Source organism: Methylobacterium sp. (assembly GCF_028290105.1).
Lineage (GTDB): Bacteria > Pseudomonadota > Alphaproteobacteria > Rhizobiales > Beijerinckiaceae > Methylobacterium.
Genome location: NZ_JAQGKL010000261.1, coordinates 1 through 17,914, shown reverse-complemented (window position 1 = coordinate 17,914; position 17,914 = coordinate 1). Strand labels below are relative to the sequence as shown.

The 17,914-nt window shown below is 70.8% G+C and carries 18 protein-coding genes and 1 pseudogene; 4 read left to right on the top strand and 15 right to left on the bottom strand.

Annotated features, from left to right (window positions below; all coding sequences use genetic code 11):
• The 4 genes and pseudogenes from JWQ05_RS18510 to mdcA all read right to left on the bottom strand — a co-directional run.
• A pseudogene (locus JWQ05_RS18510) lies at positions 1-94 on the bottom strand (biotin-independent malonate decarboxylase subunit gamma); the annotation flags it as partial.
• Positions 81-1,025: a biotin-independent malonate decarboxylase subunit beta gene (locus tag JWQ05_RS18505; RefSeq protein ID WP_299661573.1), complete on the bottom strand. Its 945-nt coding sequence runs from the start codon at positions 1,023-1,025 to the stop codon at positions 81-83. The pseudogene JWQ05_RS18510 and the gene JWQ05_RS18505, both read right to left, overlap by 14 nt.
• Positions 1,025-1,336, bottom strand: coding sequence for a malonate decarboxylase acyl carrier protein (gene mdcC / locus JWQ05_RS18500; protein WP_299661570.1), 312 nt, complete (start codon positions 1,334-1,336; stop codon positions 1,025-1,027). Before mdcC ends, JWQ05_RS18505 begins: the two co-directional genes overlap by 1 nt.
• A 12-nt stretch (positions 1,337-1,348) precedes the next feature.
• Positions 1,349-2,995 carry a malonate decarboxylase subunit alpha gene (gene mdcA, locus JWQ05_RS18495; protein ID WP_299661567.1) on the bottom strand — a complete coding sequence of 549 codons (1,647 nt, stop codon included), beginning with the start codon at positions 2,993-2,995 and terminating at the stop codon, positions 1,349-1,351.
• Positions 2,996-3,224: 229 nt separating this feature from the next.
• On the opposite strand from mdcA, the gene madL reads away from it, so the two are divergent.
• The 4 genes from madL to JWQ05_RS18475 all read left to right on the top strand — a co-directional run bounded on the left by madL (position 3,225) and on the right by JWQ05_RS18475 (position 5,653).
• Positions 3,225-3,695, top strand: coding sequence for a malonate transporter subunit MadL (madL, locus tag JWQ05_RS18490; protein WP_299661564.1), 471 nt, complete (start codon positions 3,225-3,227; stop codon positions 3,693-3,695).
• 4 nt (positions 3,696-3,699) lie between these two features.
• Positions 3,700-4,464 (top strand): malonate transporter subunit MadM, encoded by a 765-nt coding sequence (gene madM / locus JWQ05_RS18485; RefSeq protein WP_299661562.1) that lies wholly within the window; start codon positions 3,700-3,702, stop codon positions 4,462-4,464.
• A gap of 56 nt (positions 4,465-4,520) precedes the next feature.
• Positions 4,521-5,189 (top strand): GntR family transcriptional regulator, encoded by a 669-nt coding sequence (locus tag JWQ05_RS18480; protein WP_299661560.1) that lies wholly within the window; start codon positions 4,521-4,523, stop codon positions 5,187-5,189.
• 197 nt (positions 5,190-5,386) lie between these two features.
• Positions 5,387-5,653 carry a hypothetical protein gene (locus JWQ05_RS18475; RefSeq protein ID WP_299661557.1) on the top strand — a complete coding sequence of 89 codons (267 nt, stop codon included), beginning with the start codon at positions 5,387-5,389 and terminating at the stop codon, positions 5,651-5,653.
• A gap of 66 nt (positions 5,654-5,719) precedes the next feature.
• Here the strand turns inward: JWQ05_RS18475 and JWQ05_RS18470 are convergent, their stop codons facing one another.
• The 11 genes from JWQ05_RS18470 to JWQ05_RS18420 form a co-directional block, all read right to left on the bottom strand.
• A complete protein-coding gene (locus JWQ05_RS18470) occupies positions 5,720-6,031 on the bottom strand; it encodes an oxidase (RefSeq protein ID WP_299661554.1) in 312 nt (103 codons plus the stop codon).
• Positions 6,028-6,486, bottom strand: coding sequence for a hypothetical protein (locus tag JWQ05_RS18465; RefSeq protein ID WP_299661551.1), 459 nt, complete (start codon positions 6,484-6,486; stop codon positions 6,028-6,030). Before JWQ05_RS18465 ends, JWQ05_RS18470 begins: the two co-directional genes overlap by 4 nt.
• 458 nt (positions 6,487-6,944) lie before the next feature.
• Entirely contained in the window at positions 6,945-7,610 is a 666-nt protein-coding gene (locus JWQ05_RS18460) for a cytochrome c oxidase subunit 3 (protein WP_299661548.1), read from the bottom strand.
• Positions 7,607-9,286, bottom strand: a complete 1,680-nt coding sequence (locus JWQ05_RS18455) for a cbb3-type cytochrome c oxidase subunit I (RefSeq protein WP_299661545.1) — start codon at positions 9,284-9,286, stop codon at positions 7,607-7,609. The genes JWQ05_RS18460 and JWQ05_RS18455 overlap by 4 nt, the downstream gene beginning before the upstream one ends.
• Positions 9,283-10,290: a cytochrome c oxidase subunit II gene (gene coxB / locus JWQ05_RS18450; RefSeq protein WP_299661543.1), complete on the bottom strand. Its 1,008-nt coding sequence runs from the start codon at positions 10,288-10,290 to the stop codon at positions 9,283-9,285. The genes JWQ05_RS18455 and coxB overlap by 4 nt, the downstream gene beginning before the upstream one ends.
• The gene (locus tag JWQ05_RS18445) at positions 10,287-10,835 is read right to left on the bottom strand and encodes a hypothetical protein (RefSeq protein WP_299661540.1); all 549 of its coding nucleotides are present in this window, start codon (positions 10,833-10,835) and stop codon (positions 10,287-10,289) included. The genes coxB and JWQ05_RS18445 overlap by 4 nt, the downstream gene beginning before the upstream one ends.
• Positions 10,832-11,824, bottom strand: a complete 993-nt coding sequence (locus tag JWQ05_RS18440) for a hypothetical protein (RefSeq protein ID WP_299661538.1) — start codon at positions 11,822-11,824, stop codon at positions 10,832-10,834. The genes JWQ05_RS18445 and JWQ05_RS18440 overlap by 4 nt, the downstream gene beginning before the upstream one ends.
• On the bottom strand, positions 11,821-12,384 hold the full coding sequence (locus JWQ05_RS18435) for a cytochrome c (RefSeq protein WP_299661536.1): 564 nt from the start codon (positions 12,382-12,384) through the stop codon (positions 11,821-11,823). The genes JWQ05_RS18440 and JWQ05_RS18435 overlap by 4 nt, the downstream gene beginning before the upstream one ends.
• Positions 12,381-14,381, bottom strand: coding sequence for a quinol:electron acceptor oxidoreductase subunit ActD (locus tag JWQ05_RS18430; protein ID WP_299661533.1), 2,001 nt, complete (start codon positions 14,379-14,381; stop codon positions 12,381-12,383). Before JWQ05_RS18430 ends, JWQ05_RS18435 begins: the two co-directional genes overlap by 4 nt.
• Positions 14,382-14,387: 6 nt before the next feature.
• Positions 14,388-17,357: a TAT-variant-translocated molybdopterin oxidoreductase gene (locus JWQ05_RS18425; protein WP_299661530.1), complete on the bottom strand. Its 2,970-nt coding sequence runs from the start codon at positions 17,355-17,357 to the stop codon at positions 14,388-14,390.
• Positions 17,354-17,914: cytochrome c3 family protein (locus JWQ05_RS18420; protein WP_299661527.1), on the bottom strand; the 561-nt coding region annotated here is incomplete at its 5' end. The genes JWQ05_RS18420 and JWQ05_RS18425, both read right to left, overlap by 4 nt.

Below are 17,914 nucleotides of genomic sequence, written 5' to 3'. Positions count from 1 at the left end.
CACCGAGCGGACCCGCGCCGCCGATCAGGCCGTCCGCCACCGTGACGGCGTGGCCGTCCGGGAACAGCGAGGCGAGAATCTCAGCGAGCGTCATGAGAAACCTCCGGCAGGCCGGCGAGCAGGGTGTCGAAGGCCTCGGTGGTCAGGCCCGGCACGGCGGCGGGGTCGTTGATCCCGAGGCGGCCCCAGATCTCGGTGGCGTCCCGGGCGTCGCCGAAGCGCTCCAGGCGGGCCTCGAGCCGGGCCTGCTCGGCCTCGAGGGTGGGCAGGTCGAAGGCGGGAGCGGCCGGGATCGCGGTGAGCGCGGCCTCGCGAAAGGCCCCGATCGTGTCGTCCGCGAAGGCATCCGCCGCGCCGATGAGGCGCCGGTGCTTGCCGCCCATGGTGCGCCAGACGAGGGCCCGGTCGCGGGAATCGAATTCCTCCGCGCCCTTGTTGGTCTCGATCACCTCCGGGCCGGAGACGCTGAGGCGCCCGCCCTCGGAGATGACGAGCCGGGCGCAGGTGCCGGCGATGAGCCCGCCGCCGCCGTAGCAGCCGGCCCGGCCGCCGATGAGGCCGACCACCGGGATGCCGGCGGCACGGACCTGCGTGATCGCCCGCATGATCTCCGCGATGGCGGTCTCGCCGGCATTGGCCTCCTGCAGGCGCACCCCGCCGGTGTCGAACAAGATCAACACGGCCGCCGGCTTCACGACGAGTGCCGCCCGCAGCAGGCCGACGAGCTTGGCGCCGTGGATCTCGCCGAAGGCCCCGCCCATGAAGCGGCCCTCCTGCGCGGCGGCGAGCACGTCCCGGCCCGCGAGCCGGCCGCGCCCCACGATCATGCCGTCGTCGAAGGCGCGCGGCAGGTCGAACAGCGGCAGGTGCGGGCTCATCATCCGCTGCTCGGGGCCGATGAATTCCGCGAAGCTGTCGGCGTCGAGGAGGCCGGCCAGGCGCGCGCGGGCGCTGGCCTCGTACCAGCTCTGGTCGAGGGGCGCGGTCGAGAGGGTGACCGGCTTCCAGGTCGTCTCGCGGTCCATCACGACGCCTCCATCAGGCGGGCGCCCTGAGCCAGGCGCAAGGATACGGTGTCGGGGCGGGCACCCCCGTCGTTGATGGTGATGGTCAGGCCCCCCGGCTGCCGGCGGGCGACGAAATCCGCCACCACCGCCGCCCAGACGTCGCCATAGCCGTTGATCGCCGTGTCGATCTCGACCCGGCACTCGCCGGGGGGGGCGTTGCGCTCGAGCAGCACCTCGAGGTTGCCGGAGGCCACCACCCCGGTGATCGCGCTCGGGCGGGAGCCTGGCAGCGTCTGCGTCGTCGCGTAGCGGAAGGTCAGCGTCTCCATGGCGAAATCCCCTCACCAGTTCCGGAACTTGGCCGGCGGCTCGTAGAGCCCGCCCGACCAGTGCACGAGGTCCTTGATCGAGCGCGCCGCGAGCAGCGAGCGGTCGGCGTCGAGGGGCTCGATGCCGAGGTCCTCGGGCCTGCGGATGACGCCGCGCGCGCGCAGGCGCTCGACCTCGGCGTGGTCGCGGCCCCGGCCGACCTCGGTGTAGCCCGCGACCCCGCGGATCGCCTGCTCGCGCTCGTCCAGCGTCCGGCACAGGAGCAGGTTGGCGATGCCCTCCTCCGTGACGATGTGGGTGACGTCGTCGGCGTAGACCATCACGGGGGCGAGTTCGAGGTTCAGCTTCCTCGCGAGTTCCAAGGCGTCGAGCCGTTCGACGAAGGCGGGGACCAGCTTGTCGCCGAAGGTTTCGACGAGCTGCACCACGAGCTTGCGCCCCCGCCGCAGGGCCGGATCGCCGGTGCCGCCGGCCTCGCGGCCGGCCTTCATCCAGGTGTCGGAGGGGTGGCGCCGCCCGTGCGGGTCCGAACCCATGTTCGGCGCGCCGCCGAAGCCCGCCACGCGGTTGGTGGTCACGGTCGAGGAATGGCCCTGGAGATCGATCTGCAGGGTGGAGCCGATGAAGAGGTCGCAGGCATAGAGCCCCGCCGTCTGGCAGAAGGCGCGGTTCGACCGCAGGCTCCCGTCGGAGCCGGTGAAGAACACGTCCGGCCGGGCGCGGATGTAGTTGTCCATCCCCACCTCCGAGCCGAAGCAGTGGATCTGGCTGACCCAGCCGGATTCGATCGCCGGGATCAGGCTCGGATGCGGGTTCAGCGCCCAGTGGGTCGCGATCTTGCCCTTGAGGCCGAGCCGCTCGGCATAGGTCGGCAGCAGCAATTCGATGGCGGCGGTGCCGAAGCCGATGCCGTGGTTGAGGCGCCGGATGCCGTATTCGGCGTAGATCCCCTTGATCGCCATCATGGCCATCAGGATCTGGGTCTCGGTCACCGCCGCCGGGTCGCGGGTGAACAGGGGCTCGACGTAGAACGGCTTGTCGGCCTCGACCACGAAGTCGATCCGGTCGCCCGGGATGTCGACCCGGGGCACCCGGTCGACGATCTCGTTCACCTGGGCCACCACCACGCCGTTCTTGAAGGCGGTCGCCTCCACCACGGTGGGCGTGTCCTCGGTGTTGGGCCCCGTATAGAGGTTGCCCTCCCGGTCCGCCGAGACGCCGGCGATCAGCGCGACGTTGGGCGTCAGGTCGATGAAGTAGCGCGCGAAGAGTTCGAGGTAGGTGTGCACCGCCCCGAGCTCGATCTGGCCGCCGTAGAGCATCTTGGCGATGCGGGCGCCCTGGGGCCCGGAATACGAGTAGTCGAGCCGCCGGGCGATGCCCTGCTCGAAGATGTCGAGATGCTCGGGCAGGACGATGCCCGACTGCACCATGTGCAGGTCGTGAACCCGGGCCGGATCGCAGGCGGAGAGGCCGCGCGCGAGGCAATCGGCCTGTTTCTGGTTGTCGCCCTCAAGGCAGACCCGGTCACCCGGCTGCAGGATCGCCTCCAGCAAGTCCACGACGCGCGCCGCCGGGACGACCTTGCCGTCCGCATGCCGCCGCGCCCGTTCGAGGCGCGCCTCGCGGGCGGTCCGCTCCTGCCGCCAATCCGTCATCCGGCCGCTCCCTCGTTCCGTCCCGCGTATACGGCGTGGCTCGATCTGCGCCACACGACATGCCGAATGTCGTTCTTTCCGCTAATCAGTATTCCAAATTGCGTCTTTGTCAATCAACGGTATACTGAAACCAATCAAAAAACGAATCACCGCATACCCAGGAGGGACGCGCCATGCCCCGTGCATTCGAAACACCGATCCTGATCGAGACAACGCGCGAGGACGCCCGATGACCATCTTCGGCGTCGCGCTTCTCGCGCTCTGCACGCTCATCGGGGTGTTCCTCGGCGACCTTCTGGGCGTCGCCCTCGGGGTGAAGGCCAATGTCGGCGGGGTCGGCCTCGCCATGATCCTGCTCATCGCGGCTCGGTCCTGGCTGGTCGCCCGGGGCAAGCTCGGCGGCGGCATCAAGCTCGGGGTCGAGTTCTGGTCGACCATGTACATCCCCATCGTGGTCGCCATGGCGGCCCAGCAGAACGTGGTGGCGGCCGTGCGCGGCGGGCCCATCGTGCTCATCGCCGCCACCGTGTCGCTGCTCCTGTGCTTCGCCTGCGTGGCGCTGCTCGGCCATTTCGGGCGCCGGGACGCGCCCCTGGAGAACGAACAGATCCGCCACGGCGGCGCGGTGATCGCCGGGGATGGCGACGAGGCCCTGTCCCCGTCCCCCCCGGCACGACCGCAACCGGCGCGGAAGGTCTGATCCCATGCTGCACATGATCGAACACGTCTTCGTCGAGCAGAGCCTGGTCGCCGCCTTCGCGGTGGTGGGCGGGCTGATGCTGGTCTCGAACCTCGCCAGCCGCCGGCTCACCGCCGGGCGGGTCCACGGCTCGGCCATCGCCATCGTGCTCGGGCTGGTCCTCGCCTATGTCGCCGGCCTCTATACCGGCGGCAAGAAGGGGGTCGCCGACCTGCCGGTCTTCGCCGGCATCGGCCTGATGGGCGGGGCGATGCTGCGCGACTTCGCCATCGTCGCCACGGCCTTCGAGGTCGATGTCGTGGAGGCGCGCCGCGCGGGCCTCCTCGGGGTGCTGGCGCTGGCGCTCGGCACCGTCATCCCCTTCATCGTCGGCGCGCTGACGGCGGTCGCCTTCGGCTACACCGACGCGGTGAGCATCACCACGATCGGGGCCGGCGCCGTCACCTACATCGTCGGGCCGGTGACGGGGGCGGCGCTCGGGGCGGATTCCGCCGTGATGGCGCTGTCCATCGCCACCGGCGTGACCAAGGCCGTGATGGTGATGGTGGGCACGCCGCTGGTGGCCAGGCTCATCGGGTTGGACAATCCGCGCTCGGCCATGGCCTTCGGCGGCCTGATGGGAACGGTGAGCGGGGTGGCCGGGGGCCTGGCCGCCACCGACCCGAAGCTCGTGCCCTACGGCGCCCTGACGGCGACCTTCCACACCGGAATCGGCTGTCTCGTCGGTCCGTCGCTGTTCTACCTGACGGTTCGGGCCATCGTGGGATGACGGACTGGGCGTCGCGCGTCCGTCGACAGGGACCGGATGTGAGGCAAGAGGGCACGATGGACGAACAGGTGGCGGAGCGCGGGCTCCTCTCGGACCAGATCCGCAACGCGCTCACCGACGAGATCGCCGCCGGCCGGCTCGCCGCCGGCACGGCCCTCGACGAGCAGGACCTCGCCGACCGCTTCGGCGCCTCGCGCACGCCCGTGCGGGAGGCGCTGCGCCAGCTCGCCTTCAACGGCCTGGTGGAACTGCGCCCGCGCCGGGGGGTCGTCGTGACCCGCATGACGCCGGAGCGGATCATGGACATGTTCGAGACCACCGCCGAGTTCGAGGCGATGTGCGTGCGGCTCGCCACCTATCGGATGACGCCGCTGGAGCGCAGCCACCTCATGGACCTGCACGCGCGCTCGGGCGAGATGGTGGCGGCGGGGGACGTCGACGCCTATGACGGGCTCAACCGCGCCTTCCACGAGGCCCTCTACGGCGCCACCCATAACGGCTTCCTCAAGGAGCAGGCGCTCGCCCTGCGCACCCGCCTCTCGGGCTTTCGCCGGACGCAGCTGCGCCACGGCGATCGCATCCGCGGCTCGCGCGAGGAGCACGGGGCCATCCTGGCGGCGATCGCCGAGGGCGACGGGGAAGCGGCGGCCCGGCGCATGCGCGCGCACATGCTCAACGCCGCCAGCGCCCTGCGCCATTACATCGACGCCCATTCGGATGTGTGATGCAACACACGCATGAAAGAGGCCTATAGCGGCGGGTAAAATGCGCTGGACACATGCATCGAGTGCCGATGCGCACGCCGTCCGGCCGGGGTCAGATCTATTTCCAGACCACGCCAAGACAACGGCCCCCGGACATCCTGGACCTGATCCAGGGGTGTTTGACGGAGACCGGGCTTGGACATCTGGATACGACGACCATGAACATCCGTCTTGCTTCCGCCGCCGCCGCACTGGTCCTGACCCTCGGCGCCCCCGTCTCGTCCGCCCTCGCGCAGAGCTATAACGCCCCGGCCGGCATCCCCGCCGCCACCGCGCCCGGCAGCCGCGCCATCGGATACTACGACGACGTGACCACCGGCTCGCTCACCCGTCGCCCGGACGATTCGGCCAAGGCCGGCAATGCCGAGCAGAACAACAAGCCGACCGCCAATTACGGCACCACCTCGGGCGGCCCGGCCTATTGAGGCCAGCCGCGGCCTAAGTCGAAGACGGCGGGGCGAAAGCCCCGCCGTCTTCGTTTCCGGGGGCCTTCAGCGCGCGAGGTAGTCGGTCAGCGTCATCCCGAACAGGATCGCGACCCAGAAGAAGCCGACGCCCGCGAACAGGCGCACCAGGGGCGGCTCGTGCCGGACCTCCATCGACACCAGGAGGATGATGGCCGCCATCGCGGCGACCACCAGCAATTCGACGATCCAGACCTGCTCGAAGGGCCGCGTCGCCCCGAGCGTCACGTTCACGGCGAGCAGCGCCATCAGCGCCAGGAAGGTCAGCACCGGCCCGCGCAGGCGCCGCCGGAGGAGGGCGCGGTCCCGGGGATCGAGCGTGCGACGGGCGCCGCTCATGGCTTGAAGGTCGATGCGCGCGCCTGCCAGTGCCCGAGCGCTTCCTCCGCGGCCTCGGCGGCGTCCGCATCGTCCGATCGCGCAACAGCGGAAAGCTTCGCGACGAGGTCTTCGCCGTCGTCCGGATTCGACTCGATGACCCGTTCGTCCGCGAGAAACGCCAGGGCCTCGGCCCGCGCTTCGTAGGACCCGTTCTCGATGAGGTTCAGGAATGCCGGCGCGGGCAGCATTCCGTCGATCTGGTCGAGGGCGAAGAGCAGCGTTCCGGAGGCTTTCGCCATTTTCGGCGATGCGAGAAGCGCCGTCAGGTGCTCTGCCAACCCCGTCGCATGACGGTCGGCGAGGGCAAGCGCGGCGGCGTTGCGCAACCGATTCGACCGCGTTCGGTCGAGAATGACGCTCATCTCCGCATTGGTGAAGCCCTGGTCTCCATCCACCATCTTGAGGGCCTGCAATGCCGCGATCTCGGCAGCCTCGTCCAGGGGATCGAGAGCCTTCGCGATACGCTCGGGAACGGGTCTGCGAGAAACCATCGCTTAAGATCCTAGGCCAGATGAGCGGGTTGACAACCAGTCTTCAAAGGCCGCGACCGCGTCTTCCCTGGTCTGGAGATCGTGGCCCCCTGCGTCTTCCTTCCCATGTCGATGCCACCAATCTCGAAAGTCCGAGAAATCCGGTCGCCCTTCCAGTCCGAACCAGCGATCGCGCTTCGACTTCTTGCCGCCTTTGAGGGGCTTTCGAAGCTCCTCGGCCATTCGCAACAATGCGGCCAGAGCCGGAATAAGCCAGACCTGTTGAACCTGTCCCATGCCCGCCCGTCTCGCCGTCGACGGCTTTTCCCTTAGCGGTCCAGCGGGTGGGCACCAAGCGAAAACATCCCGGAGTTGTATTTTTTCCCATGGGTGTCCGGCCCCTACCGGTTGACCACGTAGAGCACCGGAAAGGCGATGATCCAGATCAGGTCGATGAAGTGCCAGTACAGGCCGTAGACCTCGATCCAGTTCTGGTGGCGGCCCAGGAAACCGGGGCGCGAGGCCTTCCAGGTGATTCCGAGCAGGATGGCGATGCCGGTGACGAGGTGGACCGCATGCAGCGCGGTCGCCACGTAGTAGAGGTTGACGAAGAGCCGGGTCGCGGGCTGCTCGGCGAGCGCATAGGGCCGGCCGGCGAGGAAGGGCATCATGTGCTCCTCGTAATCCGCGTAATACTCGTAGCCCTTCAGCATCAGGAACAGCGTGCCCAGGCTCGCCGTCGCGAGCAGGCAGGCCACCATCAGGCGCTGCCAGCCCAGGCGCGAAAGCTCGATCGCCGCCGACATGGTGAGACTGGAGCAGAGCAGCACCACGGTGTTGGCCGCGCCGATCCAGAACTTGAGGTGCCCGGCCGCCGCCTGCACCGCCTCCGGGTGGAGCAGGCGCAGGATCAGCGCGACGAGGAACAGGCCGGAAAACAGCAGCAGTTCGGTGAGCAGCCAGACCCACATGCCCAGCGTCGCGGCGTGGCGCTGCTGCGCGACGGTGGCGAAGTGTTCGACGCGCTCCACGCCGACGGGCTGGGCGTCGACCGTCCCGGCGCTCACGTGTGGTGACTCCCGGTCTCGGGGGCCTGGATCGGGTAGTCGTAGGGCACGTCCGGCACCCGGGGCGCCCCGGAAAAGTTGTGCGGCGGGGGCGGGGAGGTCGTCTCCCATTCGAGGCCCTTGGCGTCCCAGGGGTTGGCGGGCGCTTTCCGCCCGAACCACAGGGAATAGACGAGATAGACCATGGGGAAGAGGTAGCCCGCCGCCAGGATGGTCGAGCCCACCGAGGAGAGCACGTTGAGGAGCTGGAATTCCGGCGGGTAGGTCGCGTAGCGCCGCGGCATGCCGAGATAGCCGAGGATGAATTGCGGGAAGAAGGTGACGTTGAAGCCGACGAAGATGAACAGGGCCGAGATCCGGCCCCAGGCCTCGTTGTACATCCGGCCCGTGATCTTGGGCCACCAGAAGTGCAGGCCGCCGAGGAAGGCCAGCACGGTGCCGCCGACCATGATGTAGTGGAAATGCGCCACCACGAAGTAGGTGGCGTGGATGTGCTGGTTGATGGCGAGCGTGGCGAGATACAGCCCCGTCAGGCCGCCGAGCACGAACAGCCCGATATAGCCCATGGCGTAGAGCATCGGGGTGTCGAGGCGCAGGTTCCCCTTATGGATGGTGGCGGTCCAGTTGTAGACCTTCACCGCCGAGGGCACGGCCACCGCGAAGGAGAGGGCGGAGAAGGCGAGGCTCGCAAGGTCGCTCTGCCCGTTGACGAACATGTGGTGGCCCCAGACGAAGAAAGTCACGGAGGCGAGCCCGATCGCCGCATAGGCCACGAAGCGGTAGCCAAAGAGCTTCTTCTGCGCGAAGGCCGGCACGATCTCGGAGATCACCCCCATGCCGGGCAGCACCATGATGTACACGGCCGGGTGCGAGTAGAACCAGAACAGGTGCTGGAACAGCACCGGGTCGCCGCCATAGGCCGGGTCGAACACGCCGACATGGAAGGCGCGCTCGGCGATGAGCAGGATCAGCGCCAGGGTGATGACGGGGGTGGCCAGCAGGAAGATCAGGCTGGTGGCGTAATGCGTCCAGACGAAGATCGGCAGGCGGAACCAGGTCATGCCGGGTGCGCGCATGGTGTGGATGGTGACGACGAAGTTGAGCCCCGTCAGGATCGAGGAGAAGCCCACGATGGTGACGCCGATCAGCGCCGGCAGCACCCAGGTGTTCGAGAAGGCGGTGGAGAGCGGCGCGTAGAAGGTCCAGCCGGTATCGACGCCGCCGAGCACCACCGAGATCAGCGTGAACAGGGCCCCCGTCATGAAGACGTACCAGCTCGCCAGGTTGAGCTTGGGGAAGGCCAAGTCCTTGGCCCCGATCATCAGCGGGATCAGGAAGTTGCCGAAGGTCGCAGGGATCGACGGAATGAGAAAGAACCACACCATCACCACCCCGTGGATGGTGAAGGCCTTGTTGTAGGTGTCGTTGGTCATGATCGCGCCGTCGGGCACGACCAGCGCCAGGCGCACGATGCCGGCGGCCACCGCGCCGATGACGAAGAAGGCGGTGATGCTGGCCAGATACAGCAGCGCGATGCGCTTGTGGTCGGTGGTGAGGAACCACGAGCGCAGGGTCGATCGCGCGTGGAGGTAGTCGTCCGGCCGATCGAGGGTCGGCTGCGGGGTGTGGGGTTCGCGCGCGGCGGCGTCGCCGTGCAGGGTGCCGGCGCGGCTCATCGGCGGGTTCCTTGCTGGAGCGTTCCTTGCTGGGGCGTTCCTTGTTGAGGTGTTCCTTCGGCGACGCGGTCGTAGGACCTGAGGTAGCCGACGAGGCGGTCGAGGTCGTCCGCCGGGATCACCCCGCGAAAGCTCGGCATCACCTGCTTGCCGCCGCCGGCGAGCCGGTCGGCGTTGGGGTTGAGGATCTTGGCCCGGATGTAGTCGTCATCCGCCGTGACGGTGCGGCCGTCGGCGAGGTGGACCTCCCGTCCGTAAAGGCCGGCGAGCGGCGGGGCCTTCACCCCCGCGACGCCTCCATCGTGGCAGCCGGCGCAGCCGTAGGATTCGTAGATGGCGCGCCCCGCCGCCACGTTCGATTGCTGCGCGCCCGCATGGGTCAGCCAGTGCTGGTAATCGGCCTGGGTCATAAGGGTCAGGTTTCCGTCCATGGCCGAGTGGTCGGTGCCGCAATATTCCGAGCAGTAGAGGCGGTAGGTGCCGGTGCGGTCGGCCTTGAACCAGATCTCGGTGGTCCGGTCGGGCAGGGCCGCCATCTGCAGGCGCAGGGCCGGCAGGTAGAGGGCGTGGATCACGTCCTGGCTGGTGATGCGGATGCGGATCGGCTGGTCGACGGGCAGGTGCAGGTCGTTGATCTCCGACTGGCCGGTGGGATGCTGGAACTTCCACATCCATTGCCGGCCCACCGCCTCCACCACCATCGCGTCGGGCGGCGGGTTCCGGGAGGCGATGAAGACCTTGGCGCCCCAGCCGAAGAAGATCAGCGTCAGCGCGTAGGGGATCAGCATCCAGCTGATCTCGATGAGGAAGCTGCGGCGCTCGTCCGTGCTGCGGTCGGCGCGTTTGCCCCGCCGGTAGCGCACCGCGAAATACGTGATGGCGAGGAAGACCGGCACCGTGAGGAGCAGGGTCAGCAGGGTGAAGCCCAGGATGATGTGGTCGGTCTCGAGGGCCGCGGCGGAGGCGGCCGGCGGCCAGATCGCGAGGGCGGACTGAGCCTTCATGGCGCCGGCGCCCTGTGCGCTTCCGGATCTGTCCCGGGTTCGGGGTCGAGGGGCCGGCCGGCCATCAGCGCCATGGCGCGGGCGATCGGGATGCGCGCGCGGGTGCGGGCCGCGTCGAGATAGGCGTAGGCCGAGAGGCGGGCGGCCTCGTCGGCCTCCTTGGCGCCGATATCCACGTAGGGGTCGGCCTGCAGGTTCGGGGGCGGGGGCCGGATCGCGGTGACCTGCCGCGCGGTGAGCGGGGGCAGGGCGGCGCGCTGGCGCCCGAGCACGAAGAGATTCAGGGCCAGCACCGCCGCGATGGTGACGAGGACCGCGCCCGCGAGCCCGAGCATCGTCCATGCGGTCTTGGCCGCCTCGACGTCGCTATGCTCGTAGCCCCAAGCCTTGTCGTGACCAGAAGCCTCGTCGTGATTCGAAGATCCGTTCCGCAGGCCCTTCGCGGCGGCTCGATCAAGGCGCGAGACCGCGCCGGTGCGCCGCAGGATCAGGCCGGCGAGGATCGCGGGGATCAGCCGGAGGCTGGAGCGAGGGGGCTGGTTCATGCGGGTCGCTCCTCGGGAGCCCGGCCCGGCCGGAGCACCGGCAGCCTCGCAAGGCCGGCGGCGAGGGTAGCCACCCCGAGCCCGGCCAGCACATCCGAGACCGTGACGACGAAGGCGCCGCGCGGGGCCGGGGTCACGAACCAGGCCATCTCGGCGGCATGCACCGCCAGGGCGAGGCCCGCCACCGCGCGGGTCGTCCAGGGGCCGGGGCGCAGGGTGAGGGCGGCGGCGAGCAGCGCCACGGCCGCGCCCGCGAGACTCAGACCCCGTCCGAGCAGGCCGCCGCGCGCGAGGTACCACGATACCTCCGCGGGCAGGTTGGCCGACCAGACCACGAGGAACTGCACGAAGTGCAGGGCGACCCAGGCGGCGAGTAGGAGGGTCAGCGGCAGCAGCCCCGCTTCGGGCCGGCCCCCGGACGGCGTCAGCAGGATCGCGGCGGCGAGCGCCAGCCCGCTCCAGGCCACCATCATCAGGAGGCCGAGCAGGCTGGAGCCGAGGCGCGGGTCGAGGGCGGTGACGAGGTCGACGCTCACCAGCGTCGCCAGCACCGCGTGCAGGCCGAGGATCAGGGCGACCGGTCCCTGGCCCCGCGCGACCCGCAGGCAGAGCCAGATCCAGAGGGCGAGGGCGGCGCCGAGGCGCGCCATGAGAAACGGGGTCGTCAACCAGATGTCCGCGAGCGGCGTCGGCGCGGGCGCCCCCCGGGCGAAGGGAGAGAGCGTGGGCAATGCCGCCGTCAGGGGTAGGGCGAGGAGGGCCGCCACCGGCATCAGCCCGAGACAGCGCAGCAGACCCGGGCGCAGGGGCGCGAACCGCTCGGGCGCGAGGGCATCGAGGCCGGCCGCGAGGGGAAGGGCGCCCACCGGCAGGGCCAGCAGGCAGAGCCAGGCGGCGCGGTAGGAGGCCTGCCAATCCCCGAGGAGGACGCCGAGGCCGAGGGCGGCAAGCCCGGTGAGGACGAGGAACAGCGGGCGGGGCACGCTCATCGGGCGGCCTCCCGCCCGGCGCGCGCCCGGAGCGCGGCCCGGTCTTCCTCGGGCAGGCTCGCCACCTCGGCGCCCTGGCTCAGCTGCAGGGCGCGCACGTAGGCGACGATGGCCCAGCGGTCGGCGGGGGCCACCTGCGCGCCCATGCCGAACATCGCCCGGTGGCCTTGGGTGATCGCCGCGTAGAGCCGGTCCGACGACGCGGCCCTCAGGTCCGCGCCGGAAAAGGCGGGGGCCGCCGGAAAGCCGCGCGCCACGATCATGCCCTTCCCGTCGCCGCTGCGGCCGTGGCAGGGCGTGCAGGCGATGCCGTAGCGCTCCTGGCCCCGTGCCAGCAGGGCGGCGTCGATGCGGGCCGGGCGGGGCACGTAGCGGGCGGGGTCGATGCGGGGCACGGTGCCCGCCACGGGCTCGCGCATGGTCATGCCCTGCGGGAAGAAGCGGTTGGCGTCCCAGGTCTTGGCGCGCGGCTGGTCGCGCATGTTCGCCTCGCCGCAGCCGGCGAGGGCGAGACACAGACCGAGGCCGAGACACGGTCCGAGGGCGAGGGTCCGGCTCATCGCGGCACCCGCCGGACCGCGAGCGGGCGCCCGGAATCCTCGGGCAGGGCGGCGAGCAGGCGCTCGATGCGGGCGGGCTCGAAGCCGGGGCCGCGCGCTTCCGCCGCCAGGAAGTAGCGGTCCTGCGTCGCCCGCCCGAACCCCGGAATGTTGAAGGCCGGATGGTTGAGGCGCGGCAGGCGGTTCACGAACAGGAACACGGCGAGCACCGCCAGCGTCCCGCACATCATGGCGAAGGACAGGCTCGGCACCACGAAGGAGGGCCAGGAGAAGCGCGGGCGCCCGCCGACATCGAAGACGTAGCCGTAGGCCGTGGCGTAGACGCACATCCCGTAGAAGGCCGCGCCCCCGGCGAGCGCCGCGCCGAGCGCGTAGGGGCGGATCGAGCGGTGCCGGCGGGCGAGGCACGTCATGGCGTCGGGCATCGGTACCGGGCCGTAGGCGTCGAGGCGCACGGCCGGGTCGTGGTCGGGATAGCGCCGTGCCAGGGCGCGCATGGCGGCGGCCAGCCCGACTTGCGTGTCGAACTCCGCGCTGACGCCCCAGACCGGCGTGTCGGCGTCGCGGCCTTCCGCCGGTGTCGCGTCGCGCGCCGTGCCCGAGGCGGGGCCGTCCGCGACCGGCGAACCCGCCTGGATGTCGCTGATCGAGGCCACCGGCAGGGTGCGCAGGAACAGGAGGAGCAGGACGAGGAACATCCCCACGGAGCCGGCGAAGGTCGCGACCCCCCAGAGCCCGACCCGGTAATCGAGGGCGGAGGAGGGCAGGAAATCGTGCGAGAGCGTCACCACCAGCACCATGACGTGGTCGGCATAGGCGCCCACGGCCACGAGGCCCCCGACGAGGGCGAGCGCCAGGGGGGAGCGCCGGAAGCGCCCCCACCAGAACAGGTGGACGGGGAGCAGCGCGCAGGTCAGCACCATCCAGAACGCCCAGGCATGGGCGCCGGTGAGCCGGCGCGCCAGGGTCGCGCGCTCGAAGGCATCGCCGTGCAGGAAGCCTGAGAAGAATTCGGCGCCGTAGCAGTAGAGGCTGGCGAGGCCGAGGCCGAGGAGGAGCCGGGCCAGGATCTCGCCGTGGCGCAGCGTGATCACCGCCTCGAGCCCGTAGACGGCGCGGACCAGCATCGCCAGAGCGGCGGTGACGGCGACGCCGGAGAAGATCGCGTTGACCAGGAAGGTGACGGGCAGGATCGTGTCGTGCCAGCCCGGCAGCACCGAGCCGGCCAGCATCACCGAGGCCCCGGTCTGAAGCGAGACCACGAGCAGGATGCCGAGGAGAGCGACAATGCGGTAGGCCTGCGCCCAGATCTGCCAGTGCGAGGCCGAACCGCGCCAGCCGGCGGCGGCGATGCCGTAGGCCTGCGCCTTCACCATGGGCCAGCGGCGCGGGCGCCCGGCCCGCGCGGACTTGGCGTCGGCCTCCTCGAAGGCCCGGTCGCGCAGGGTCGCGAGGTCGGGGAGAAGGCCGATATACCAGAGGCTCACCGTGACCACGAGGAAGCTGACGATGTCGATGGCGTCCCAGACCAAGGGCGAGCGGAACTGTGGCCACAGGCCCAGCGTGTTGGGGTAGGGCAGGTTCCAGTAGAAGAACCACGGCCGGCCGAGATGGATGATCGGGTAGAGCCCGGCCGCGAGGGTGCAGAGGAGGGCGTTGGCCTCGGCGATGCGGGTGAGCGCGCCGCGCCACGGGGCGCCGGTGAGGCGCAGGACGCCCGCGACCACGAGGCTGCCGCAGGCGATGCCGATCCACCAGTCGTAGGAGGCGATGTCGAGGGCCCAGACGACGGCGTTGTTGTTGTTCCAGATCCCGACGCCGGTGAAGAGCAGGGTGAGGATCACCCCGAAGAACAGGGCGAGGAGACCGGAGGCCGCCGCCATGGCGATCCACCAGCGCCTGCCCAGAGGGTTGTGCAGGGCACGGCCGGAGACCGCGCGCCCGAGGCTCGCTCCGGATCGCGTCGGGGCCTGGGGGGTGAGGACGGCTCCCGCCATGGCGCGTCAGCCCTCCCGGCCGGGCTCGGCGCCGGGCGCCAGGCTCGCGAGGTAGGTGGTGCGCGGGCGGGTGTTGAGTTCGCCGAGCAGCGCGTAGTTGCGCGGGTCCCGGCGCGCCGCCGCCACGCCGCTGCCCGCGTCCGAGAGGTCGCCGAACACGATGGCGCGGGTCGGGCAGGCGCCCTGGCAGGCGGTCTCGACGGCCCCGTCGGGGATCGGCGCGTGCGCGTCCTTGGCCGAGTCGATGCGTGCGCCCGCGATGCGCTGGAGGCAGTAGGTGCATTTCTCCATGACGCCGCGCGCCCGCACGGTCACGTCCGGGTTGCGCTGCTGCTGCTCCACGGGCGCCATGCCGCCGGTGTAGTCGAGGTAGTTGAAGCGCCGGACCTTGTAGGGGCAGTAGCTCTGGCAGGTGCGGGTGCCGATGCAGCGGTTGTAGACCTGCAGGTTCAGGCCCTCGCTGTCGTGCACCGTCGCCTCCACGGGGCAGCCGAGTTCGCACGGGGCGGCCTCGCAATGCATGCAGGGTACGGGCTGGAAATGCGTCTCCGGCGCGTCGAGGCCGCCCGCGTAGTAGCGGTCCACCCGCAGCCAGTTCATCCAGCGCCCGCGCGCCACCTCCTCGCGCCCCACCACCGGGATGTTGTTCTCGGATTGGCAGGCGGTGAGGCAGGCGTTGCAGCCGATGCAGGCGTCGAGGTCGATGACCATGCCCCAGGCCCGGCCGTCCCCGCGTCCGGCCGAGGGCGGCTCGGGATAGAAGGAGGCGGGGGCGGGCCCCGGCGGATCGCCGACGCTCGGGGCGCCCAAGGCCTGCACGCGCACGAAGTCATGCCCCTGCATCGTGCCGAGGTCCTGCGTCGTCACGGGCCTGCCCGTCCGGCCGGTCTTCGTCAGCGTGACGTCGGCGAGGCGATCGGGGGTGGCACTCGGGCGCAGCGCGTTCGCGTCGTAGCCGAGGCCGTGGGCGAGGTGGTCCGGCACCCGGCGGCCGTAGCCGAGGGTGAGGGTGATCGTGCGCTCGGCCTGCCCGGGCAGGATCCAGGCCGCCCCTTCGAGGCGGCGCCCGTTCGCCTCGATCGCCACGATGTCCCCGGTGGCGAGATGCAGGCGCTCGGCGAGCTTCGGGCTCACCGCGACGACGTTCTCCCAGACCACCTTGGTCAGGGGCTTGGGCAATTCCTGGAGCCAGCCGAGATCGGCCGACGCCCCGTCCCAGACACACGGGTCGGGGCGGAAGACGGCCTCGATCCTGTCCTCGGAGCCGGGGGCGGCGACGGGTGGCGCGACGCCGCCCGTCAGGGTCACGACCTCGACGGCAAGGGCCGTGTCCGGCACGAAGCCGAGGCGCAGGGTCTCGGTGAACCGGGCCTCGAAGGCGTTCTCGTCCTCGCCCGGCCGGCGCCACTGGCGCCTCAGGAGGTCGAGCCCCTGCGCCGGCCCCTCCGTGACCGGCGCCTCGGCCCCGAAAAACGCGAGGATCTCGTGGGCCGAGCGCCCGCCATACAGGGGCGCCACCGTCGGCTGCAGGAGCCCCACCGTCCCGTCGAGGGCGCGGGCATCGCCCCAGCTCTCCAGCGGATGCGCCAGCGGCAGGTGCCAGTCGGCGTGGGCGGCGGTCTCGTCGGCATAGGTCCCCGCGTGGATCGTCCACCCCACCCGGGACAGGTTTTCGGCGAAGGCGAGGTCGCCCGGGCCCGCATAGGCCGGGTTGACCCCCAGCATCAGCAGGGTGCCCACGCTTCCTCGCGCCATCGCGTCGGTCAGATCGGACAGGCTCTCGGCGCCGAGCACCGGCACCGGCGCGGTGTGGACGACCGTGGCGCCGGTGTTGCCCAAGGCCCCGTTGATGCGGTGGACGAGGGCATGGATCTCGGCCGGCTGGGCGAGACCGGCGGTGACGACGCTCCGCCCCCGGTGGGCGAGGAGTTCCGCGCCGGCGCGCGCCAGCCACGCCGCCATCGGACCGTCGGCCGCCTCGGGCCGGCCGCCCTCGGCGATCCGCAGCAGGTCCTGGCCCAGGCGCGCGATCTCGTCCGAGCCGGCCGCGAGGCCGTGGTCGGCCTTGACGCTGGTCAGCCCCGGGGTCGGTGCCGCCGCATGCAGGGTGAGGAGGCGGCCGTCGGCGTGCGCCGCCCGGCGCGCGTCGATCCAGCGCCGGGACAGGCCGACCTGCCCCGGCCCGACATCGAGGAAGTCGCCGTCGAGGGCGACGATGCTGCGGGCCTGCGCGAACCGGACCTGCGTCTCCAGCGGCCGGCCAAAGGCCCGGCGCGCGCCCTCGTAGAGGTTGGCGCGCGATACCGTCTCGCAGACGTGCCAGCGCAGGGCGGGATAGGCCGCGCGCAGCCGCCCGATCTCGCCGGCCAGAGCCGGGGAGGTCACCGGACCGGTGAGGAGATGAAATCCGGCGCCGCCGCTCTCGCGCAGAGCCGCGAGGCGCGGCAGCAGCGCGGCGCGAAAGGCCGACCAGGCGGATGGGCGCCCGAGGTTCCGCACGGCCTGGCTGCGGAACGGATCGTAGAGCCCGAGCACCGAGGCCTGGGCCATGACGTCGGTGCCGCCCCGGCTCCAGGGATGCTCGGGATTGCCCTCGACCTTCAGGGGCCGCCCGTCGCGCGTGGTGACCAGGATGCCGTTGGCGAACCCATCGAACAGCGCGGACGACGCGTAGGTGAGCGGCGCGCTCGCGACGATGCGCTCGGGCTGCACCACGTAGGGCACCTCGCGAGCGCGCCCGTCGAAGGCATCGCAGGCCGAGAGGCCCGCGAGCGCGAAGGAGGCCGCCATCAGCTTGAGGAAGCCGCGCCGCTCGGGTCCCTGCGCCAGGGGCAGCGCCCCCGGGAACTCGGCGGTGAGATAGGACCGGAAGGCCTCGGTCTCGGCCAGGGCGTCGAGGCTGCGCCAGAAGGCCGGCCCGCCGCCCGCTGCGAGGCGGCCGCGCAGGTGCGCGAGGTCGGGCGGATGGCCGCTCATCGGTGGCAGATCCCGCACTCGGTGAGCCGGTCGCCACCGTGGATATGGTTTTTCACGACGAGTTCCGGCCCGAGGCTCGCCTGGTCGGCGGGCGGGCTCCAGTTCATGTTCCAGACCTGATCGGGGGTGCGCACGTAACGCTCCGGCGCCTGGTGGCAATCGAGGCAGAACCGCATCTCGAAGGCGTTGGCGCGGAACGTCATCTGCATGGTGGTGACGTCGCCGTGGCAGGTGGAGCAGCCGATCCCCTTCGTCACGTGCACGGAATGATTGTAGTAGACGTATTGCGGCAGCTTGTTCAGCCGCGTCCAGCGCAGGGGCTCGCCGGTGGCGTAGCTGTCGCGCACGGGTTTGAGCATGTCCGAGCCGGTCCAGATCTGCGAATGGCAGGTCATGCAGGTCTGTGTCGGGGGCAGCCCGGCGCTGGCCTGGGTCTCCACGGTGGTGTGGCAGTAGCGGCAATCGATGCCGAGTTCGCCCGAATGGTGCTTGTGGCTGAACGGCACGGGCTGGGCCGGCGCCACCCCGACCCCGGTGACGTAATCCGAGCGCGCGAT